General features: G+C 57.4%; 11 protein-coding genes and 2 pseudogenes. 11 read left to right on the top strand and 2 right to left on the bottom strand.

Annotated features, from left to right (window positions below):
* Positions 1–461: 461 nt before the first annotated feature.
* The 5 genes from PQQ51_RS19580 to PQQ51_RS19560 all read left to right on the top strand — a co-directional run bounded on the left by PQQ51_RS19580 (position 462) and on the right by PQQ51_RS19560 (position 5,521).
* Positions 462–1,238 carry an ABC transporter substrate-binding protein gene (locus tag PQQ51_RS19580; RefSeq protein WP_408498462.1) on the top strand — a complete coding sequence of 259 codons (777 nt, stop codon included), beginning with the start codon at positions 462–464 and terminating at the stop codon, positions 1,236–1,238.
* Between the two features lie 329 nt (positions 1,239–1,567).
* Positions 1,568–2,257, top strand: coding sequence for an ABC transporter permease (locus PQQ51_RS19575; RefSeq protein ID WP_408498461.1), 690 nt, complete (start codon positions 1,568–1,570; stop codon positions 2,255–2,257).
* The gene (locus PQQ51_RS19570; protein WP_074285052.1) at positions 2,254–2,967 is read left to right on the top strand and encodes an ABC transporter permease; all 714 of its coding nucleotides are present in this window, start codon (positions 2,254–2,256) and stop codon (positions 2,965–2,967) included. Before PQQ51_RS19575 ends, PQQ51_RS19570 begins: the two co-directional genes overlap by 4 nt.
* A 31-nt stretch (positions 2,968–2,998) precedes the next feature.
* Complete coding sequence (locus tag PQQ51_RS19565; protein ID WP_408498460.1) at positions 2,999–3,778, top strand: ABC transporter ATP-binding protein; 780 nt, start codon at positions 2,999–3,001, stop codon at positions 3,776–3,778.
* 591 nt (positions 3,779–4,369) lie between these two features.
* Positions 4,370–5,521, top strand: a complete 1,152-nt coding sequence (locus PQQ51_RS19560; protein WP_408498459.1) for a porin — start codon at positions 4,370–4,372, stop codon at positions 5,519–5,521.
* A gap of 224 nt (positions 5,522–5,745) precedes the next feature.
* On the opposite strand, the gene glnK is transcribed toward PQQ51_RS19560, so the two are convergent.
* Together glnK and PQQ51_RS19550 are read right to left on the bottom strand one after the other, a co-directional pair.
* The gene (gene glnK, locus PQQ51_RS19555; RefSeq protein ID WP_408498458.1) at positions 5,746–6,084 is read right to left on the bottom strand and encodes a P-II family nitrogen regulator; all 339 of its coding nucleotides are present in this window, start codon (positions 6,082–6,084) and stop codon (positions 5,746–5,748) included.
* A gap of 130 nt (positions 6,085–6,214) precedes the next feature.
* A complete protein-coding gene (locus PQQ51_RS19550) occupies positions 6,215–7,927 on the bottom strand; it encodes an NAD+ synthase (RefSeq protein WP_408498457.1) in 1,713 nt (570 codons plus the stop codon).
* A gap of 131 nt (positions 7,928–8,058) precedes the next feature.
* On the opposite strand from PQQ51_RS19550, the pseudogene PQQ51_RS19545 reads away from it, so the two are divergent.
* The 6 genes and pseudogenes from PQQ51_RS19545 to PQQ51_RS19520 all read left to right on the top strand — a co-directional run.
* Positions 8,059–8,325 (top strand): annotated as a pseudogene (locus tag PQQ51_RS19545) (peptidogalycan biosysnthesis protein); the annotation flags it as partial.
* Between the two features lie 308 nt (positions 8,326–8,633).
* Positions 8,634–10,535, top strand: coding sequence for a hypothetical protein (locus PQQ51_RS19540; protein ID WP_408498456.1), 1,902 nt, complete (start codon positions 8,634–8,636; stop codon positions 10,533–10,535).
* Positions 10,525–12,900 carry a hypothetical protein gene (locus PQQ51_RS19535; RefSeq protein ID WP_408498455.1) on the top strand — a complete coding sequence of 792 codons (2,376 nt, stop codon included), beginning with the start codon at positions 10,525–10,527 and terminating at the stop codon, positions 12,898–12,900. Before PQQ51_RS19540 ends, PQQ51_RS19535 begins: the two co-directional genes overlap by 11 nt.
* Before the next feature lie 53 nt (positions 12,901–12,953).
* On the top strand, positions 12,954–13,580 hold the full coding sequence (locus PQQ51_RS19530; protein WP_408498454.1) for a hypothetical protein: 627 nt from the start codon (positions 12,954–12,956) through the stop codon (positions 13,578–13,580).
* A 379-nt stretch (positions 13,581–13,959) separates the two neighbouring features.
* On the top strand, positions 13,960–16,056 hold the full coding sequence (locus PQQ51_RS19525; RefSeq protein WP_408498453.1) for a helix-hairpin-helix domain-containing protein: 2,097 nt from the start codon (positions 13,960–13,962) through the stop codon (positions 16,054–16,056).
* A pseudogene (locus PQQ51_RS19520) lies at positions 16,007–16,902 on the top strand (hypothetical protein); the annotation flags it as partial. The gene PQQ51_RS19525 and the pseudogene PQQ51_RS19520, both read left to right, overlap by 50 nt.

The following is a 16,902-nucleotide window of genomic DNA, read 5'->3' as shown; positions in this document are numbered from 1 at the left end:
TGCCCAGAATGTATGGGCGCCCGACAGGCTAAACAACCGGCACCGCCGCACCGGATCGTTCCACCAATCCGCGTAATCGGCAGCGGGTAGGCGGGATTCAGCCAGACCCACGGGAACCGTCGCGCATGCGCCACGCACGCGGCCGCGCAAACGCCGACGGTCGCCGCTACGGTTATCCCGCACTGGCGCGTCGTCCCTGTTCGGGTAAAATACCGCGCTTTTCGGCACGCATGGGCGCAAGACGCGCGCCGGCCGGCCCGGCAACGTGGCCCTGCGGCACGGCGACAGCGCTGAAAGGCCGCGCCGATCGCCCGCCATGCATCAACCGACGCCGACGGAACCCGAGCGGCTTCCGCCACGCGGCGCAACAATTTTGACCGCCTAGAATAGCGACGGCCGGCCATAAGCCGGCGGTCGTCGAGATCGGCCTACACCGACGATCAGTTTGATCCTGGAGAAACATGAAGAAGCTCGCACTGTGCGTAGCGCTTGCCGTCATGGCCACCGCCGCCATGGCCAAAGAATGGAAAACCGTGCGTATCGGGGTGGACGCGAGCTACCCGCCGTTCGAATCGAAGGCGGCGAGCGGCCAGATCGTCGGTTTCGACGTCGATCTGACCCGCGCCCTGTGCGCCAGAATGAACGTCAAATGCGTGTGGGTCGAACAGGACCTGGACGGGATCATCCCGGCCCTGAAGGGCAAGAAGTTCGACGCGATCGTGTCATCGCTGACCATCACCGACAAGCGCCGCGAGCAGATCGACTTCTCTGCCAAGCTGTTCGACGCCCCCGCCCGAATGATCGCCAAGGCCGGCTCGCCGCTGTTGCCCACCGCTGAATCGCTGAAGGGCAAGCACGTCGGCGTCGAGCAGGGCTCGACCCAGGAAGCCTACGCCAAGGCTTACTGGGAGCCGAAAGGCGTGACCGTGGTGTCCTACCAGAACCAGGATCAGGTGTATGCCGACATCGCGTCGGGCCGCCTCGACGCCGCGCTGCAGGACGAAGTGCAAGCCGACGCCGGCTTCCTGAAAACGCCGCGCGGCAAAGGCTTCGGCTGGGCCGGTCCGGAAGTGAAGGATCTGAAGACGATCGGCGACGGCACGGCGATCGGCCTACGCAAGAGCGACCCCGAGCTGAAAGCGATGTTCAACCAGGCGCTCGCCGAAATTCACCAGGACGGAACGTTCCGCAAGCTCGAAAAGCAGTACTTCGACTTCGACATCTATCCGGGGCGTTGAGCGGGACCACGGCACTAGCCGGCACCGCTCAGGCACCACACAGGCACCACACAGGCATCACGCAGCACCAGCAAGACCCGGGGCTCACCCGCATGGGCTTTCCCCAAGCTTGGTAATACAGTCGGCAGTAGATTCAAAGCAGCATCACCCAGCTTCAAACAAGACTCGAAACGCGCGCTGCGAGACCGGCAACGGTCATGCAGTCATGATTTGCACAGCGGTGCGCTGTGCGTCGCAAGTATCGGCGAGCCCCAGGCTCACGGCACACGCGGCGCCCGGTTGGCCGCGTCTTTCGCGGTGCGTCACGCACGTATCGTCAAGGACCCCCTATGTTCCTTCAAGGCTACGGCCCGCTGCTTCTCAACGGCACCTGGCAAACCGTCAAACTGGCGGTGTTGTCGCTGGCGTTCGCTTTCGTGCTGGGCTTGCTCGGCGCGGCGGCGAAACTGTCCAAGAACCGCCTGTCGTACGGCGTCGGCACCGTCTACACGACGCTCGTGCGCGGCGTGCCCGACCTCGTGCTGATGCTGCTGCTGTTCTACAGCATCCAGATCTGGCTGAACAACCTGACCGACCTGCTCGGCTGGGACCAGATCGACATCGACCCATTCGTGGCCGGCGTCGCGGTGCTCGGTTTCATCTACGGCGCCTATTTCACCGAGACTTTCCGCGGCGCGTTTCTGGCGGTGCCGCGCGGTCAGCTCGAAGCGGGCGCGGCCTATGGGATGACCGGCTGGCAGGTATTCACGCGGATCATGTTCCCGCAGATGATGCGTTTCGCGCTGCCCGGCATCGGCAATAACTGGCAGGTGATGGTGAAAGCCACCGCGCTGGTGTCGATCATCGGTCTCGCCGACGTGGTCAAGGCCTCGCAGGACGCCGGCAAGGGCACGCTGCGCTTCTTCTTCTTCACCCTGTTTGCAGGGGCGATCTATCTCGTCATCACCACAATCTCCAACTTCGTGCTGATGTACCTCGAAAAGCGTTACTCGACCGGCGTACGAAAGGCGGATCTATGATCGAGATCATTCAGGAATACTGGCGCAACTATCTATATAGCGACGGCTACCGCCTCACCGGCGTCGTGATCACGCTGTGGCTGCTGGTGGTGTCGATCGGTCTGGGCTTCTGCCTGTCGATTCCGCTCGCGGTTGCGCGCGTGTCGAAGAAGAAGTGGCTCGCCGGGCTGGTGTGGCTGTATACGTACGTATTCCGCGGCACGCCGCTCTACGTGCAGCTGCTGCTCTGCTACACCGGCTTGTACAGCCTCGAGATCATCCGCAATCACGAACTGACCAACGCGTTCTTCCGCGACGGCATGCATTGCACGCTGCTCGCGTTCACGCTGAACACCTGCGCGTACACCACCGAGATTTTCGCCGGCGCGATCAAGGCGACGCCGTATGGCGAGATCGAAGCGGCGCGCGCGTACGGGATGTCGTCGTTTACGCTGTACCGCCGGGTGATTCTGCCGTCGGCGCTGCGCCGCGCGCTGCCGTACTACAGCAACGAAGTGATCCTGATGTTGCACGCCACCACCGTCGCGTTCACCGCGACCGTGCCGGACATTCTCAAGATCGCGCGCGACGTGAACTCCGCCACGTATCAGTCGTTCAACGCGTTCGGCCTCGCCGCCCTGCTCTATCTGTGCATTTCTTTCGCGCTCGTGTGGCTGTTCCGCCGCGCCGAGCGCCGCTGGCTCGCTTACCTGCGGCCGCAAGGCAAATAACACCAGGCAGCCCAGCCCGCCAAGGATCCCGATGAACACCAAGAAGCAAAAGCTCTTCGTCGACGAGCTTCACAAACAGTACGGCGACAACGAAGTCCTCAAAGGCGTGTCGCTCAAAGCCAATGCCGGCGACGTGATCAGCGTGATCGGCTCGTCCGGCTCGGGCAAGAGCACGATGCTCCGCTGCATCAACTTCCTCGAACAGCCGAACTCGGGGCGCATTTTCGTCGACGGCGAAGAGGTGCGTACGCAACTCGCGAAGAACGGCGCGCTGCGCGTGTCCGATCCGAAACAACTGCAGCGCGTGCGCACCAAACTCTCGATGGTGTTCCAGCACTTCAACCTGTGGGCGCACATGAACGTGCTCGAGAACATCGTCGAGGCGCCGATCAACGTACTGGGTCTGAAGCGCAAGGAAGCCGAAGAGCGCGCCCGCGAGTATCTGGAGAAAGTGGGCCTCGCGCCGCGTCTGGAGAAGCAGTATCCGTCGCATCTGTCCGGCGGCCAGCAGCAGCGCGTGGCGATCGCCCGCGCGCTGGCCATGCATCCGGACGTGATGCTGTTCGACGAACCCACGTCGGCGCTCGACCCCGAACTGGTCGGCGAAGTGCTGAAGGTCATGCAGACGCTCGCCGAAGAAGGCCGCACGATGATCGTCGTCACGCACGAGATGGCGTTCGCGCGCAACGTGTCGAATCACGTGATGTTCCTGCACCAGGGCCGCGTCGAAGAAGAAGGCCATCCCGACGAGGTATTCAAGAATACGAAGAGCGAACGGCTCAAGCAGTTCCTCTCCGGCAGCCTCAAATAAGACTGTCGTACAGCCCGGTATTTGGGCTGTAGTCGAAGTAGCATTACAAGGCGCTTACGAGCGCCTTTTTTGTTTCGCTCACCTGTGCATTCCGGTCATTCCGGCCGCGAAATCCCGCCTCCTCCCCGCCTGCAGCCCGTCTTTTCGCCTTACTCTGCCACTTTGGACGCGTCAATAGTGGCAATCCTTGACGTTGTCGGCCGTGAACCGTGATTCCCTTACTACATAAGGCTCCCAGCTCATTTCCCTGAGACCGGAATGGGTCTTTGTGCACATTGTTATTGCAATTTTGAGACATCCATGGAGGCCGGTACTAATTTCTTCTCCCACGTAGGGGTATTTTTGATAAATTAGTAACCAAAGTAGCAAAACAAAGTTGATTAAAAGTAGTTTCACTTCAAAGCACAGAGGAGAACCGGTCGGCGAGGGATCGGCATGACGACCAGATAGCCCCAAGGCTACACGTCACGGCAGGAGACCCAATCCACCCGCTAATCTCCCTGGTACCAACGATTTCTGTTCGGCGCTGCTGGCGTCCGGACACCATTCGCAGTACTGGGTTTCACTTTTTGACAGGGTATGGAGGAGAAGATGAAGAAAGCTTTGCTCGCCGCTGCGCTGATGACAGCCGGTGTAGTTGCGCACGCCCAAAGCAGCGTGACGCTGTACGGCCGCCTCGATGCCGGCCTGGAATACATGTCGGGCGTTCCGCAAGGCGTCGGTGCAAACGGCCAGGCAACGGGCAGCACGAACCGTTTCCGCGCGGAAAGCGGCGACTGGGGTACCAGCCTGTGGGGCTTGAAGGGTGTTGAAGACATCGGTGGCGGCAACAAGGTGCTGTTCCAGTTGGAAGGCTCCTTCAACACGATGACGGGCGCAGGCCCTGGCGGCGGCGGTCTCTTCAATCGTTGGGCAACGGTAGGCCTGTCGAACGACCAGTACGGTACGTTCACGTTGGGCCGCATGCTCTACATCTCGAACGGCGTGTGGGACTTCGACCCGTTCGGTCAATCGAACTGGTCGTCGGCATCGCTGGTGCGTGGCCGCAACTGGCCGCAATCGAGCAACAACTTCGCGTACCAGTCGCCGAAGATCGCAGGCTTTGACTTCTACGGTCAATACGCGCTGTCGAACGCGACGAACTGGAACGGTAACGGCACGACCCCGCAAGGCCGTGAAGCCGGCGCACAGATCACCTACACGAACTCGCTGTTCCAGGTTCGCGGCCTGTACGACGAAATCCGCAACCCGGGCAACGGTATTCTGTACGGTCCGGCTGCTGTCGGCGCCAACGCGGCTAACATCGGCACCGGCGTGTTCGCGGCATCGCGCGAATACTCGGCTCTCGTGAACGTGTTCCTCGGCCAGTTCAAGGTTCAAGCCGCCTACCAGGCTGTCCGTTCGGCAGGTGCGACGGGCGTTCTGCCGGGCCAGCCGACCACCCTCGATCACGAATGGGGCGGCGTGACGTGGCAAGCAACGCCGGCTGCGGCACTGATCGCGGCGGTGTACCACGTCAACGGCAACAACGGCGCGGGCAATGCGACGATCTACACGATCGGCGGTTCGTACAACCTGTCCAAGCGCACGCTGCTGGACCTGCAGATCGCTACGGTGCGTAACAGCAAGACGGCCAACTACGGCCTGAACGCGAACAACGCAGGTACGTCGGTCGCGACGGACAACCCGCTGCCGGGTCACCAGCAATCGGGCGTGTACGCAGGTATTCAACACTCGTTCTAAGCGAACGGAATCCCCGGAGGAATATCCTTCGGGGCTCCCAAAGGTCTTCTTTTGGGAGCGAAGTCACCAGTCTTCGAGAGAATCTTTTTCACGCTGCTGCGAGAGGCGCGTATCGGTGCGATGTCCGCAAGGGTATCGCACCGTTTTTTATTTCTGCTCGTGATTGTGCCGCGGGTTGCGACGCACCGCGCAGGTGCGTGCGGCGTGAAGAGCGGCGGTGAAGCTCAGACCGCTGCTTCGTCTTCTTCCCCAGTGCGAATCCGGATCACACGCTCCACATCCGTGACGAAGATCTTGCCGTCGCCGATCTTGCCGGTACGCGCCGCGCCGATGATCGCGTCGATCACCTGATCGGTCTGACTGTCGGCGACGACCACTTCGATCTTGACCTTCGGCAGGAAGTCGACCACGTACTCTGCACCACGATAGAGCTCGGTATGACCTTTCTGCCGGCCGAAGCCTTTGACTTCGGTAACGGTGAGGCCCGTGAGGCCGACTTCTGCGAGCGCCTCGCGCACTTCGTCGAGTTTGAACGGTTTGATGACTGCGGTAATGCGCTTCATGGCGAACCTCGTCTCGTGATTGGAAGAGTGAAAGGAAAATGGATGATTTGATTCTACGCCGCGCCGGATGCGTTGCGGCATTCCGGCGCGGGCTTGCGTCGGGCACGTGCGCGCCCGTCCGCTTCAAGTGTTATTCCACCGGTTCGGTGTAGCGCGACGTAATCGGATAACGCCAGTCGCGACCGAACGCACGATGCGTGACGCGAATGCCGATCGGCGCCTGACGGCGCTTGTACTCGTTGATCTTGATGAGGCGAGTGACGCGCTTCACGTCGTCCACCGCGTAGCCCGCTGCGATGATTTCCGCGAGCGAGCGGTCCTCTTCCATGTACATGCGCATGATCGCGTCGAGTACTTCGTACGGCGGCAGGCTGTCCTGGTCGGTCTGGTTCTCGCGCAATTCGGCCGACGGCGCGCGCGTCAGAATGCGCTCGGGAATCACGTCCGTCTTGCCGAACGTGGTGGCCTGGTTGCGGTAGTGGCACAGCTTGTACACCAGCGTCTTGGCGATGTCCTTGATCACCGCGAAGCCGCCGGCCATGTCGCCATACAGCGTGCAGTAGCCCACTGCCATCTCGCTCTTGTTGCCAGTGGTCAGCACGATCGAGCCGAACTTGTTCGACAGCGCCATCAGCAACGTGCCGCGAATGCGGGCCTGGATGTTTTCTTCGGTGGCGTCTTCGGGGCGGCCGGCGAATTCGTCGGCGAGCGCGCCGCGGAACGCGTCGAACATCGGCGCGATCGCGATTTCGTCGTAGCGCACGCCGACGCGGCGTGCCATCTCGGCGGCGTCGGTGGTCGAGATGTCGGCCGTGTAGCGCGACGGCATCATCACCGCGCGCACGCGATCGGCGCCGAGCGCATCGACCGCGACCGCCAGCACCAGTGCCGAATCCACGCCGCCGGACAAACCGATCAGCGCGCCGGGGAAACCGTTCTTGTTGATGTAGTCGCGCACGCCCATCACGAGCGCGGCGTACACCTGCGCTTCGAGCGACAGTTCCGGCGCAATCGCGCCGCGCAGCGGCTTGCCGTTCTCGAACTCGACGATCGCATTGCCTTCTTCGAACTGCGCCATCTTCGCGACGAGCTCGCCGAGTTCGTCGAGTACGAACGAGCCGCCGTCGAACACCAGTTCGTCCTGCGCGCCGACCATGTTCGCGTAGACCATCGGCAAACCGGTTTCGCGAATCCGCGCGCGGAGGATGTCGAAACGCACGGCTTCCTTGTTCAGGTGGTACGGCGAGCCGTTCGGAATCAGCAGCACCTGCGCGCCCGCGGCCTTCGCCATTTGCGCAGCCGACGCGTGCCACGCGTCCTCGCAGATCACCACGCCGTACTTCACGCCGTCGAGGTCGAACACGAACGGCTTCGGATCGGACGCGAAGTAGCGCTTCTCGTCGAACACCTCGGTGTTGGGCAGATCCTGCTTCAGATACGTACCGACCACTTCCCCGCCGACGATCAGCGACGCCGCGTTGAACGTATCGACCGGCGGCACGCCGCGCTCGATCGGCGCGTTTGCATTAACATGGCCGTGCGCCGCGGTGTGTGCCACGGCATTTGGCGCATCACGCAGCGGATGGCCGACGATCACATGCAAGCCCGCGAACGGCTTCAGTTGCGCGGCGAGATCGGCCAACGCCGCCGCGCTCGCGGTATAGAACGCGGGGCGCAGCAGCAGATCTTCGGGCGGGTAGCCGGACAGCGCGAGTTCAGGCGCGATCAGCAGCTTCGCACCCTCGCTGTGCGCGGCTTGCGCGGCAGCGACGATCTTCGCGACATTGCCGGCGAAGTCGCCGACGGTGACATTGATTTGAGCAAGAGCGATTCGGGTCTTCATGGCAGGATCGACAGGCAAGCCGGACAGCTTGCGAGTACCGCGGCTGGATAGCTCGACGGAACGGACAAATCGGATAAACGAACGACGCATCGCTCAGCGCGCTACGTCGCTCATCGGAAACAAGTCACAGATTGAACCAGGAACGCTTTGATTATCGCACGGGCATTCTGGCGTCGCCCTCCGAGGTAGACGCTGCCGAATGGAACGCCCTGCTCGCGCAGCAGACGCAGCCCACGCCGTTTCTGCGGCACGAGTTCTTGAGCGCGTTGCACGCGACTCGTTGCGCGGTCGCCGATACCGGTTGGGCGCCGCAATTCGTCACGCTCACCGATCCGCGCACCGGCAAACTCGCGGCCGCCGCGCCCGTGTATCTGAAGGGGCACTCGTACGGCGAGTATAATGCCTTATGTACTATAGTGAAGGTGACTGACTGACTGATAGACGCTGTTCTCCTTTGTGGGGGTGGAACTGTCATGGTCGCATTCATTGTTACTACTTGGACACCAATTCAAAGGTTTCCAAACGGCTTGCCCGAGGCCCGCATCGGCCTCTCCGGCCGCGTTAGCCCAAGCTTCGCGCGACCGCTCAGCCGCAGTGGACGACGTACGGTCACCCTTCTAGTCGTCATAAAACGGCATTGGCCCTACTTGCACGGTGAGTCCCGCTCGGGACGAATGCTCCTATACCCGTTCGGTAGGGAAAGTGTATGAACTATCGACCTCACCACGTCTGGGCAGGAAACACCGTCACATTGGAATGCCGGCTCAAACATCGTAAGAGAGAATCACGTCGCGAGGTCATCCTCGACTTCGACGAATTGGGAATTGCACGAGGCGGTCTTTTGGACGTTTGCATACAAGACTCGCCAACCCCGCTTGACGTGAACGCTGGCGGCAAACTCAAACGCGTCCTCAAGGGGGTTTGCGCGATAAAAACTTTGAGGGAAATACTCAGCACCCCGCCGGGAGACCTCTATACGTGGCAGATTGACACGCTACTGGCCGGATTTGAAGATGAAATCGCTGGATGGAACGTCAACGCAAACTTGTCACTATCCGCACAAGCGCGGCACATTTTTCAATATTGCCGGCGCTCGCTCGCTGATGGCCGAAGCATATCTGAATGCGGATTTAATTCCCGCTTTCCGTCGCTCCCAAGAAAACGAACCCTCCCGTTAGCTGAAGATTTCGACGATGCTTTCGACGTCAAGGCGTTCGCCGAACCACTCTCGACTGTCGACTTCAAGACTCTAACTGACCGAGACGAAAGTGCGTTGACACACCTTCGAGTCCGGCTCGACAGAGTGCTTGCAAAGTGCGAATTAGTTGTCGACCAATATCTTGCGCTTAGAGAGCGACTCTACGCTTTACAAGCGGCGCCAGTGCCAGAAGAACTGACACGAAAAATGAAGATAGTGCTAGCTCGCGGCGGCTATTTCAACCAGGATGTGTGGAAGAGTCTGAGCGAAGAGACACAATTCTGGGTCGCGGTACATATCTCTATTCGGGACAATTTTGCGCGGTCCTACCCGACTCGCTATATCACCTTCCAAGGCATCAGCGAGTTAGAAAACCTTGTCTGCAGCACTGCCAATCAAGCAAAATTCGAGGTTTTGCTAAGCGCCACGTACATCCCTCGCTATGTTCTTATCGCTTGTCTCATCATCGTCCAAGCGGCGATGATTTGGAACATGGATACGGCGTTGTCGCTAACGCCAAAGCGAATCAAACTACATCGCAATCGCGTCGAAGTCTTCGGTATAAAAAGCAAAGTTAGAAGCAAGCAGGACGGCGCAGTTTCAGTTTCCGACAACGAGATAACGCCGCACCCTACGGAAATTGGCTGGAACGAAATTACCGACCAACGCACTTGTAAAATCATCCGGTTGCTTCTGGACCACAGCCGAGCCATCAGCAAATACGCCACTCGGGACAGCGAGTCTGTCTTTTGCGCCCTGAATCTCAAATCGACCTATCCGCTACGATTTCAAATCCCCGATTATCCGCGTGACCTCCACGCTTTCATAGAGAAGAATGAACTACCCTCATTCACCCTCGATGATTTGCGCGACCATGCCGCAAATATTTACTACCTCCAAACCGGGCGGAATATTCAGGGTGTATCAATCGTGATGGGCCACGCCAGCCTTTCCGCAACCGAAGACTACCTCAACACCACAATAATTCGATTGCTGGGCGAGGCGAATTTGAAGCGTTATATGGACATTCTGGGACCGACAATTGTATTTGCGTGTCGAGGTCGCTCGGCCGTAGAAGCTCTAAAAATGGACACAAATCGAATCGACGACCGCTTGCTGTTCCCAGTAAGCAGCATGACAGCAGAGGAGGACAACTCTCTTGCGGACCAATGGATTTCCAGTAACGGAAATTTGCAACTCAAACTGGGTGCGAATGAAATTCAACATTGCGCGCTTCAGATGCTGTTCTATAAGACCAATCTAAGAAGACTCATCAACGACAACGAACTTCGTTTTAAGACGTTTCACTTGCCCCGCCTCGTGTTCTGTGTCGCGCTGTACCAGTTCATCAAGAGCAGTCGCTATGGCTTCATTCTCGAGCAATGTGAGGAGGTGTTAAATGCCGCGTAACTATCTGCGACCGCGCCAGCATAATACGCGCAACGTCACCTCCCCGTTCGGAGTCGAGCATTCATCCGCGCAATGGCCGGAAAGATTCTGGCGATACGAAACCGCGTGGGAAGACAACATAATTACGGTGAACATCTCGCACACGACCTTTCGTTCGAGTGAGACTCGACAGATTAATCTTGGCGAAATCGTAATGGACGTCCGTGGTGGACGAAGTCCCTATCGCAAAATGAAGCGTCTGCGGGATTTCCCCAGGTTACTCAAAGCCGTCAAAATCGGTATTAACACAGTCCTAGCAAGAAATGATGACGGGGACGCTTGGCAGCAGGTCGGTATGTTCCTGTGGAATTGCATAAGATTCTTTGTCTGGTGTATTCGGAAGGGAATCCACAAACTGTCCGACCTGACGCCGGAAGATGTGACGAGTTGCGTCGCATCAGTCGGCAAAAAGGGTTGGTGGGGCGTGCTCGGCTATGACTCAGCTTTGCGTGCACTATTGAAACGCGCCAAAGCAGACCACGCATTTGCGATTTCATTGAAAGGCACCAGTGACCACGTGCCGTATACGACGTTCAATCATACTAGGATTTCGGCTCAAATTGGACTTCCGCTCCCTCGAAGCGCTCTGCCGGACTGGTTCTCACGCGCCATGTGCAAAATATACGACGACAAGCGCAAGCAGCCCGCACGCCTCAGTCAGCGCCTCGTCGACACCGGTTCGCTTATTCGTACGCTAAATCTTCTTGCCTTATTTCCCCCGTACGCGGACAGCATCCCATTTTTCCCGTTTCAGAATGCTGAAGCGGCGAAGAGAAGGTATCAGAAGGTCCATTCGCTTCGCGCGAATTACGATGGCCGCACACTGAACCTCCCATTGCCACAAGCCATATCGTTGCTCGAAACATCTTTGAAATGGGCTTTTGACTATTTCCCTGGTGTCACAGAGTTGGTGCAGATAGTGCTCAATGCGTTTAAAAAAAACAGGAACAAGAACGCCGACGAATGCGATGCGGCTATGCGCACGGCACTACGAAACGCTTACCCCGCCATACGCGAGAAGTACCAACTGCCGTTTCCCGAAATAGACATGAATCATGGGAATCAGTCGCTCCATGCGATGGTAGGCTATGTGATGACCGCCATAACCTGCCTTATTGCACTCAACCACGGGCGTCGCAGAAATGAAATCTTAGGACATGAGAAGATTTACGGCCTGTATGTCGGATGCGTCCAAGAGGTTGCGCCAGAGTCAGATAACAAGAAAATCGACATATACATCGAGAAGTCTCTCAGGAACTACGCAACGCTTTGGTGCAATATCCTAGTCCAACGCTGTGTCGAGAAGCTTGAAACTTTGCACACTCTATTTAACCGGTTTAAACCATCAAGCCGGGCAACCAATAGGCGTCCAAGTTCATCGGCAGGAGGCAACGCTAAACTCTCGCGCGAGGAACGGCTTAAAATCAAACGGGCACAGAAGCTCTTCACCCTCGTAAACTTTTCGAAGCGCGGACTTACCGGAGGGAACACCGAATATAACTGGGACAACTACGCGCCCGAATTCTTCACCATGGCCGGGGTTGACGTCCGTGACTTCGCCGCTCGGACACACCCATTCCGTCGACTGTTCGCGGTGCTCTTTGTATACCGCTACGATTGTCCGGAACTTCTTGCACTGAGCCAGCACTTCTTTCATCTTACTGTCGACCAGACCAGAATCTACGTGACTGATTCAAAGTCGCGCGTGCAAAAGAACCGAATCGCGGAGCTCTTCGCGAAAGGCCGGGAAGACCAAAAAAACCTTCAGGAATTGCTATCGGAGACTCGTACGCGCTTCCTCGCAGAAAAAATCGAGGACCTGCTCAACGGTAAGCTCTTGGGTGGCGCCTTCCCTAGAGTAGTTCTGAGATTCGTGAAACAACTGTCAAAATTCAGCGACTTCCTCGAACTTACGAACGAGGAGAAAGCTCGCCTAATCACCGAGCGGCTGGAGCACATCGGGTACAAAGTCAGTGAAAAGGAAAACGGCGCGTGCATGGCTGGTGATGCGCGGCGGGGAAGACAAAATGCAAACTGCGCCAGAGACGGCGACATTCATCCAGAAACAGCTTCACCCAAGCGATGCCAAAAATGCACCTTCTCGCTGACCACCAGCACTACCATTCTATGGTTCGAGAAAGACCGTGACGAGGCCCGCGCGTGCGCCGACAATTTGCGTCTGGCGCCGAGCATCCGCATCGGATACCAACGGCAAGCTGACCAGATGGACGCCATCATTGCACTCGAAAAGCAGTTTTCCGAAGAGACTGCTAATCAATACCAGGCCGTTGAAGCTACATGGCCGCTGACACAGGCAGCGGCCTGACGACCGCGATGCCCTTCAGGTCTAACCTATCAACGTGGCTCAGGAGAAGCGAAATGAGTGAAAACCATGTATCGCGCCGCCTCAAGCAAGAGGCCGCTGACAAAATCAACGCCAAGCTCGCTATCCTGACCAAGTGGGTATGTGGAGGTATCCCTGTCATTCCACGGCGGCCGGGCCCCAAGACGACGCAATCGAAGGTGATGCAGCTTGACTACTTTCCCGATGACGAGAAAGCCTTTTGCGCATGGACCGCTCAGCAAAACTGCACTCGGACCGTCGAACGCTTTCCGGAGTTGCTTGAAATTAAATCGTTGAGCCGCTCAACGATTGTTCAACCAGCTCACGTGCTCCTTCGGGATAGAGTCTCTGACGTACTTGACGCACTGACAGAAAAGGCCAAAGCACAGCTAACGATATCGGAACCGGCTACAAAGCTTGCTGATGTAATCGCGGACCGTGACCGATGGAAAGCAATAGCGGAGAAACAGGAGACGGACGTTCGCGACCAGCGAGCGAAGGCAGCTGAGGCCGAAGCGAAGTACCGAGCTGAGCGGCGAGCTCGAATGCAAAACGACGCGGCGCTGAACGAACAAATTCAATCACTCTCCGCAGAGGTCTCCGCGCTAACAGCTACACTAAAGAAGGTAACGAGTTTTCGTTCGACGGGCAAACTGAAATGAGCACGCATACTCAACATGACCGGAAAAAACGGGCTGTCGAAAACGTCGACCGTTTGCAAAAGTGGATAGCAACAACCCCCATCGAAGACGTACCTCGGAATCAGTTTGGCGAGTGCTCGCGAACTCAGATATGCGCAGGGTTAAAAATCTCCCGCTCTACGGTTCATAGCAACTCACGCATCGGCGAGCTGTTTACGGAGCTCGACACGGCCCTAAAGAAATTGATTGCATCCCGGTCGGGAAGTGAGGCGAAATTGAGCCGACGAGCCGATGATGCGAAGTTCGTGCGAGCCCTGGAGGAAAGGCTCCAGGATTCCGAGCTGAGGTGTGCTCGCCTGCGTTATCTCGAAGACACAGGCCACCTTCTGCAGGATTAATTATGTCGCGGTCCATGCCCAAAATGCGGGGTGTCGTAAAAAAAGTGCTTTCAGTAGGAGCGGGTGGAGGCGCAATCGTCGCGCTAGGCACTGCTCCACAGAAGTACACCCGCGTCGTGATTCCCTTTGACAAGATAGTCGAGCAACCGTACGTTGGTGAGGTCCTAACTGTTTGGGGGCGTTACGACGTTCATCCAGTCTACAACGAGCAGTTTCATGCCCACGACGTGCGGGCAGAGCGGCCGAACATTCACGAACTGGCTCGCTTCATCGGCCACCATCCTCGTTTCGCCGAAATGTCAACCAAACGAGCCCGTCACTTTGTAGGCAAGCTAGGTCAGAGTTTCATCGAAGCCCTCGATAAAGGTGATATAGCCACGTTGGTCGAAGCACATCTGGAGCTTCGTATTGCGGTTGCTCTCGTCCAACAATGGAAACTGTATTTCTCGACAAAGCGGATTGCTGAACTTCTAAGTACCGGTGGCATACGTCCGTCGCTCGCAATCGAACTGGTGACGCTTCTCGGCGAGAACGCAGCAGAGCGTATTTGCAAGAACCCATATTTGCTTGTTCCTTTCTGCAAATGGCGCGAGGTTGACACGTTATCGAGAAAAATTTATAGAATTCCCGAGAAATCGGAACAGCGATTGATTGCGGCAGCCGAGTCTGTGGTTCTACTAGGTGAGAAGGCCGGCCGAGTTGCAATGACTCAAAAGACCTTCCAAGAACTACTGGCAAAAAACGTCGGCCCTCAGCTTGCAGAAAGTGCGCGGACTGCCGCTGTCAAGGCGGGCCGGCTTGTTCCACTAAGTTCCGGAGGCGTCGAGATGATTCAAGGCGCCGGGATGAGCATTGTTCTGCGACGGTTTGGGGAGAGGCTCCGCGATTTCGCACTGCAGGCGCGGCTTCCTAACTCGTCCCGCACGCTGACCTCGCCAGAGCGCACTCCTACCACGTCGGTCGTCTTACTGGCGTTACCTTGCATGCCAGCAGCACGATTCGCTGCAGCCAGGGACGCGACCGAACGACCTCTACATATAGTTGCCACACTCTCACAACGCAATGCAATCAATGCCCATTGGCCCCGGTCGGCGGTGACAATCGCCGAGGTACTCGGACGCTTACCGAATCCCCCGCGCAAGTCCCATCGTTCGATGTTCATACATAACTGTGCCGGGCTCGATATATTGACGCTTGCAAAACTCGTTCAGCGTCTACCGCTGGGCGGCCTTCTACACTTATGCTTTAAATGGCCCGTCCAGCCCTCTTCGCTGCCAGCGGTTATTGCAGGCGAAATCAACAGCAAACTGCAACTGCCCGACCCCCACGTCATTCCGACCGCTACCCAAGCGAGGGGGGCCAACTCTATGGCGAACGTGTCCGAAGCGCTGATTCGTGACGAAATGCCGTCGTTCGAAAAAATTCAAGCTGGAACGACAGTCACCGATGGAGCTGCGATTGTGGAATGCGCCGGCGTCCATGAAATGTTTGCTGAAGTTAAAGCTGCGTTTTACGCAGGGCGTTCGACAGGAACAGCAGTGGTGCTAGTTCGTACATTTGCAGCATGTCGAAGATACAACATTGAATTCCACAATGAGCAAATCGCATTTCTTGCCGCCTCAAAACGCGACCATCATTTCGTGTACCTCCGCTATCGCGAGCCTGCTACAGAGGAAGAGCCTTTCGTTTGTAACTCACATCTGCATCGGCTGTCGGTTACCAAAGGGACACTGGGACGGATTGTCGAGATTCTTGTTAAACCCCGGCTTACCATTGCTGATTCTGGTCCCGTGCGGCAGTGCGTTCGAGTTCACTTCGAAAGCATCGGAGAAGCATTCCTGACAGCCGAAGAGTTGAAGACCCTCTCACTCGGCTATGCGTTGACGTTGCAAAGAGCGCAGTTTTCCGAATGGGACCACATCATTGTTCCTCTTGAGAGTCCCCGGCCTATCGACCGTCTATGGATGTCGAAGGCAATCGCGTCCGCCACTCGCTCAATCCTTTTAGTCAGCGCAAAAAAAAGACATCCGGGTTCGCTATCGACTCTCGATGACCCGCCAAACCATCCTGTTCGAGGTCGACCCTCTCCTATACTCTGAGGTTGCCATGTATGAAGTGACGGTAATCTGGCCTCCTGGGCGCAAGGGCGCACATGGGCCCACGTTCAGGGCAAAAAACGGAGCGCTAATCGAGCCTTTGACTGACCACGTGCAAGCAATTGCGAAAGCGCTCTACGACCAGAGAAAGAGCGAAACCGCATACCGGTCGGTCATGGACCCGTTGGTCAACGCGCTGACGCATTTTGCCGAGTATCTCGCTTCGCGAGGCGTAGACTGGCAAAACGAACAGACACCGCTAGGGGAGGTTGAGAAGACGGAAGAAATCGCAGAGCCACTGCCATCTCATATCAGGCATTGGCTGGACATTGATGGCGCGTTCCTCGAACAATACCGCGATTGGGAACTTGCTCGAGTGAAGGCAAATCCGGCCTCAAAGGACGACGAAGACGCCAATCAAAAAACTGTCAATAAAAAATTGATTTGCATTTACGGCCTCTACGTCTGGGCACAAGATACCGTGTGCTACGCCGACAACCTAGTGGGTTGGACGATGTTTTACCAAATACGTAGCTGCCTCAGTTCCGCTTCCAACGTCCAGACGCAGCCCACTTTTGAGGATAGATATCCGCTCTGCTTCGCAACGACCGCCAACGGAACCGCGTACGGCCAGCATTGGTCGACCCAGGATGAAATGCGTGACCTCGCAGCCTACTTCGATGAGCATTCGCAGTCACCGCTTGTAGCGGAGCGAGACATATTACTAGTCCACATAGGACAATACCTAGGCTTCCGCGCTGGGAGCGCCAGTTCGCTGACAACAAACCTCTTTAGCGACCGGGAGATAGCCACCCAAATGAAAAGGCATCGAGACGAGTTCCTCGTCAC

Source organism: Paraburkholderia xenovorans (assembly GCF_046030735.1).
GTDB lineage: Bacteria > Pseudomonadota > Gammaproteobacteria > Burkholderiales > Burkholderiaceae > Paraburkholderia > Paraburkholderia xenovorans_A.
Note: the sequence above shows the minus strand (reverse complement) of the source record. Positions and strands in the feature narration are given on the sequence as shown.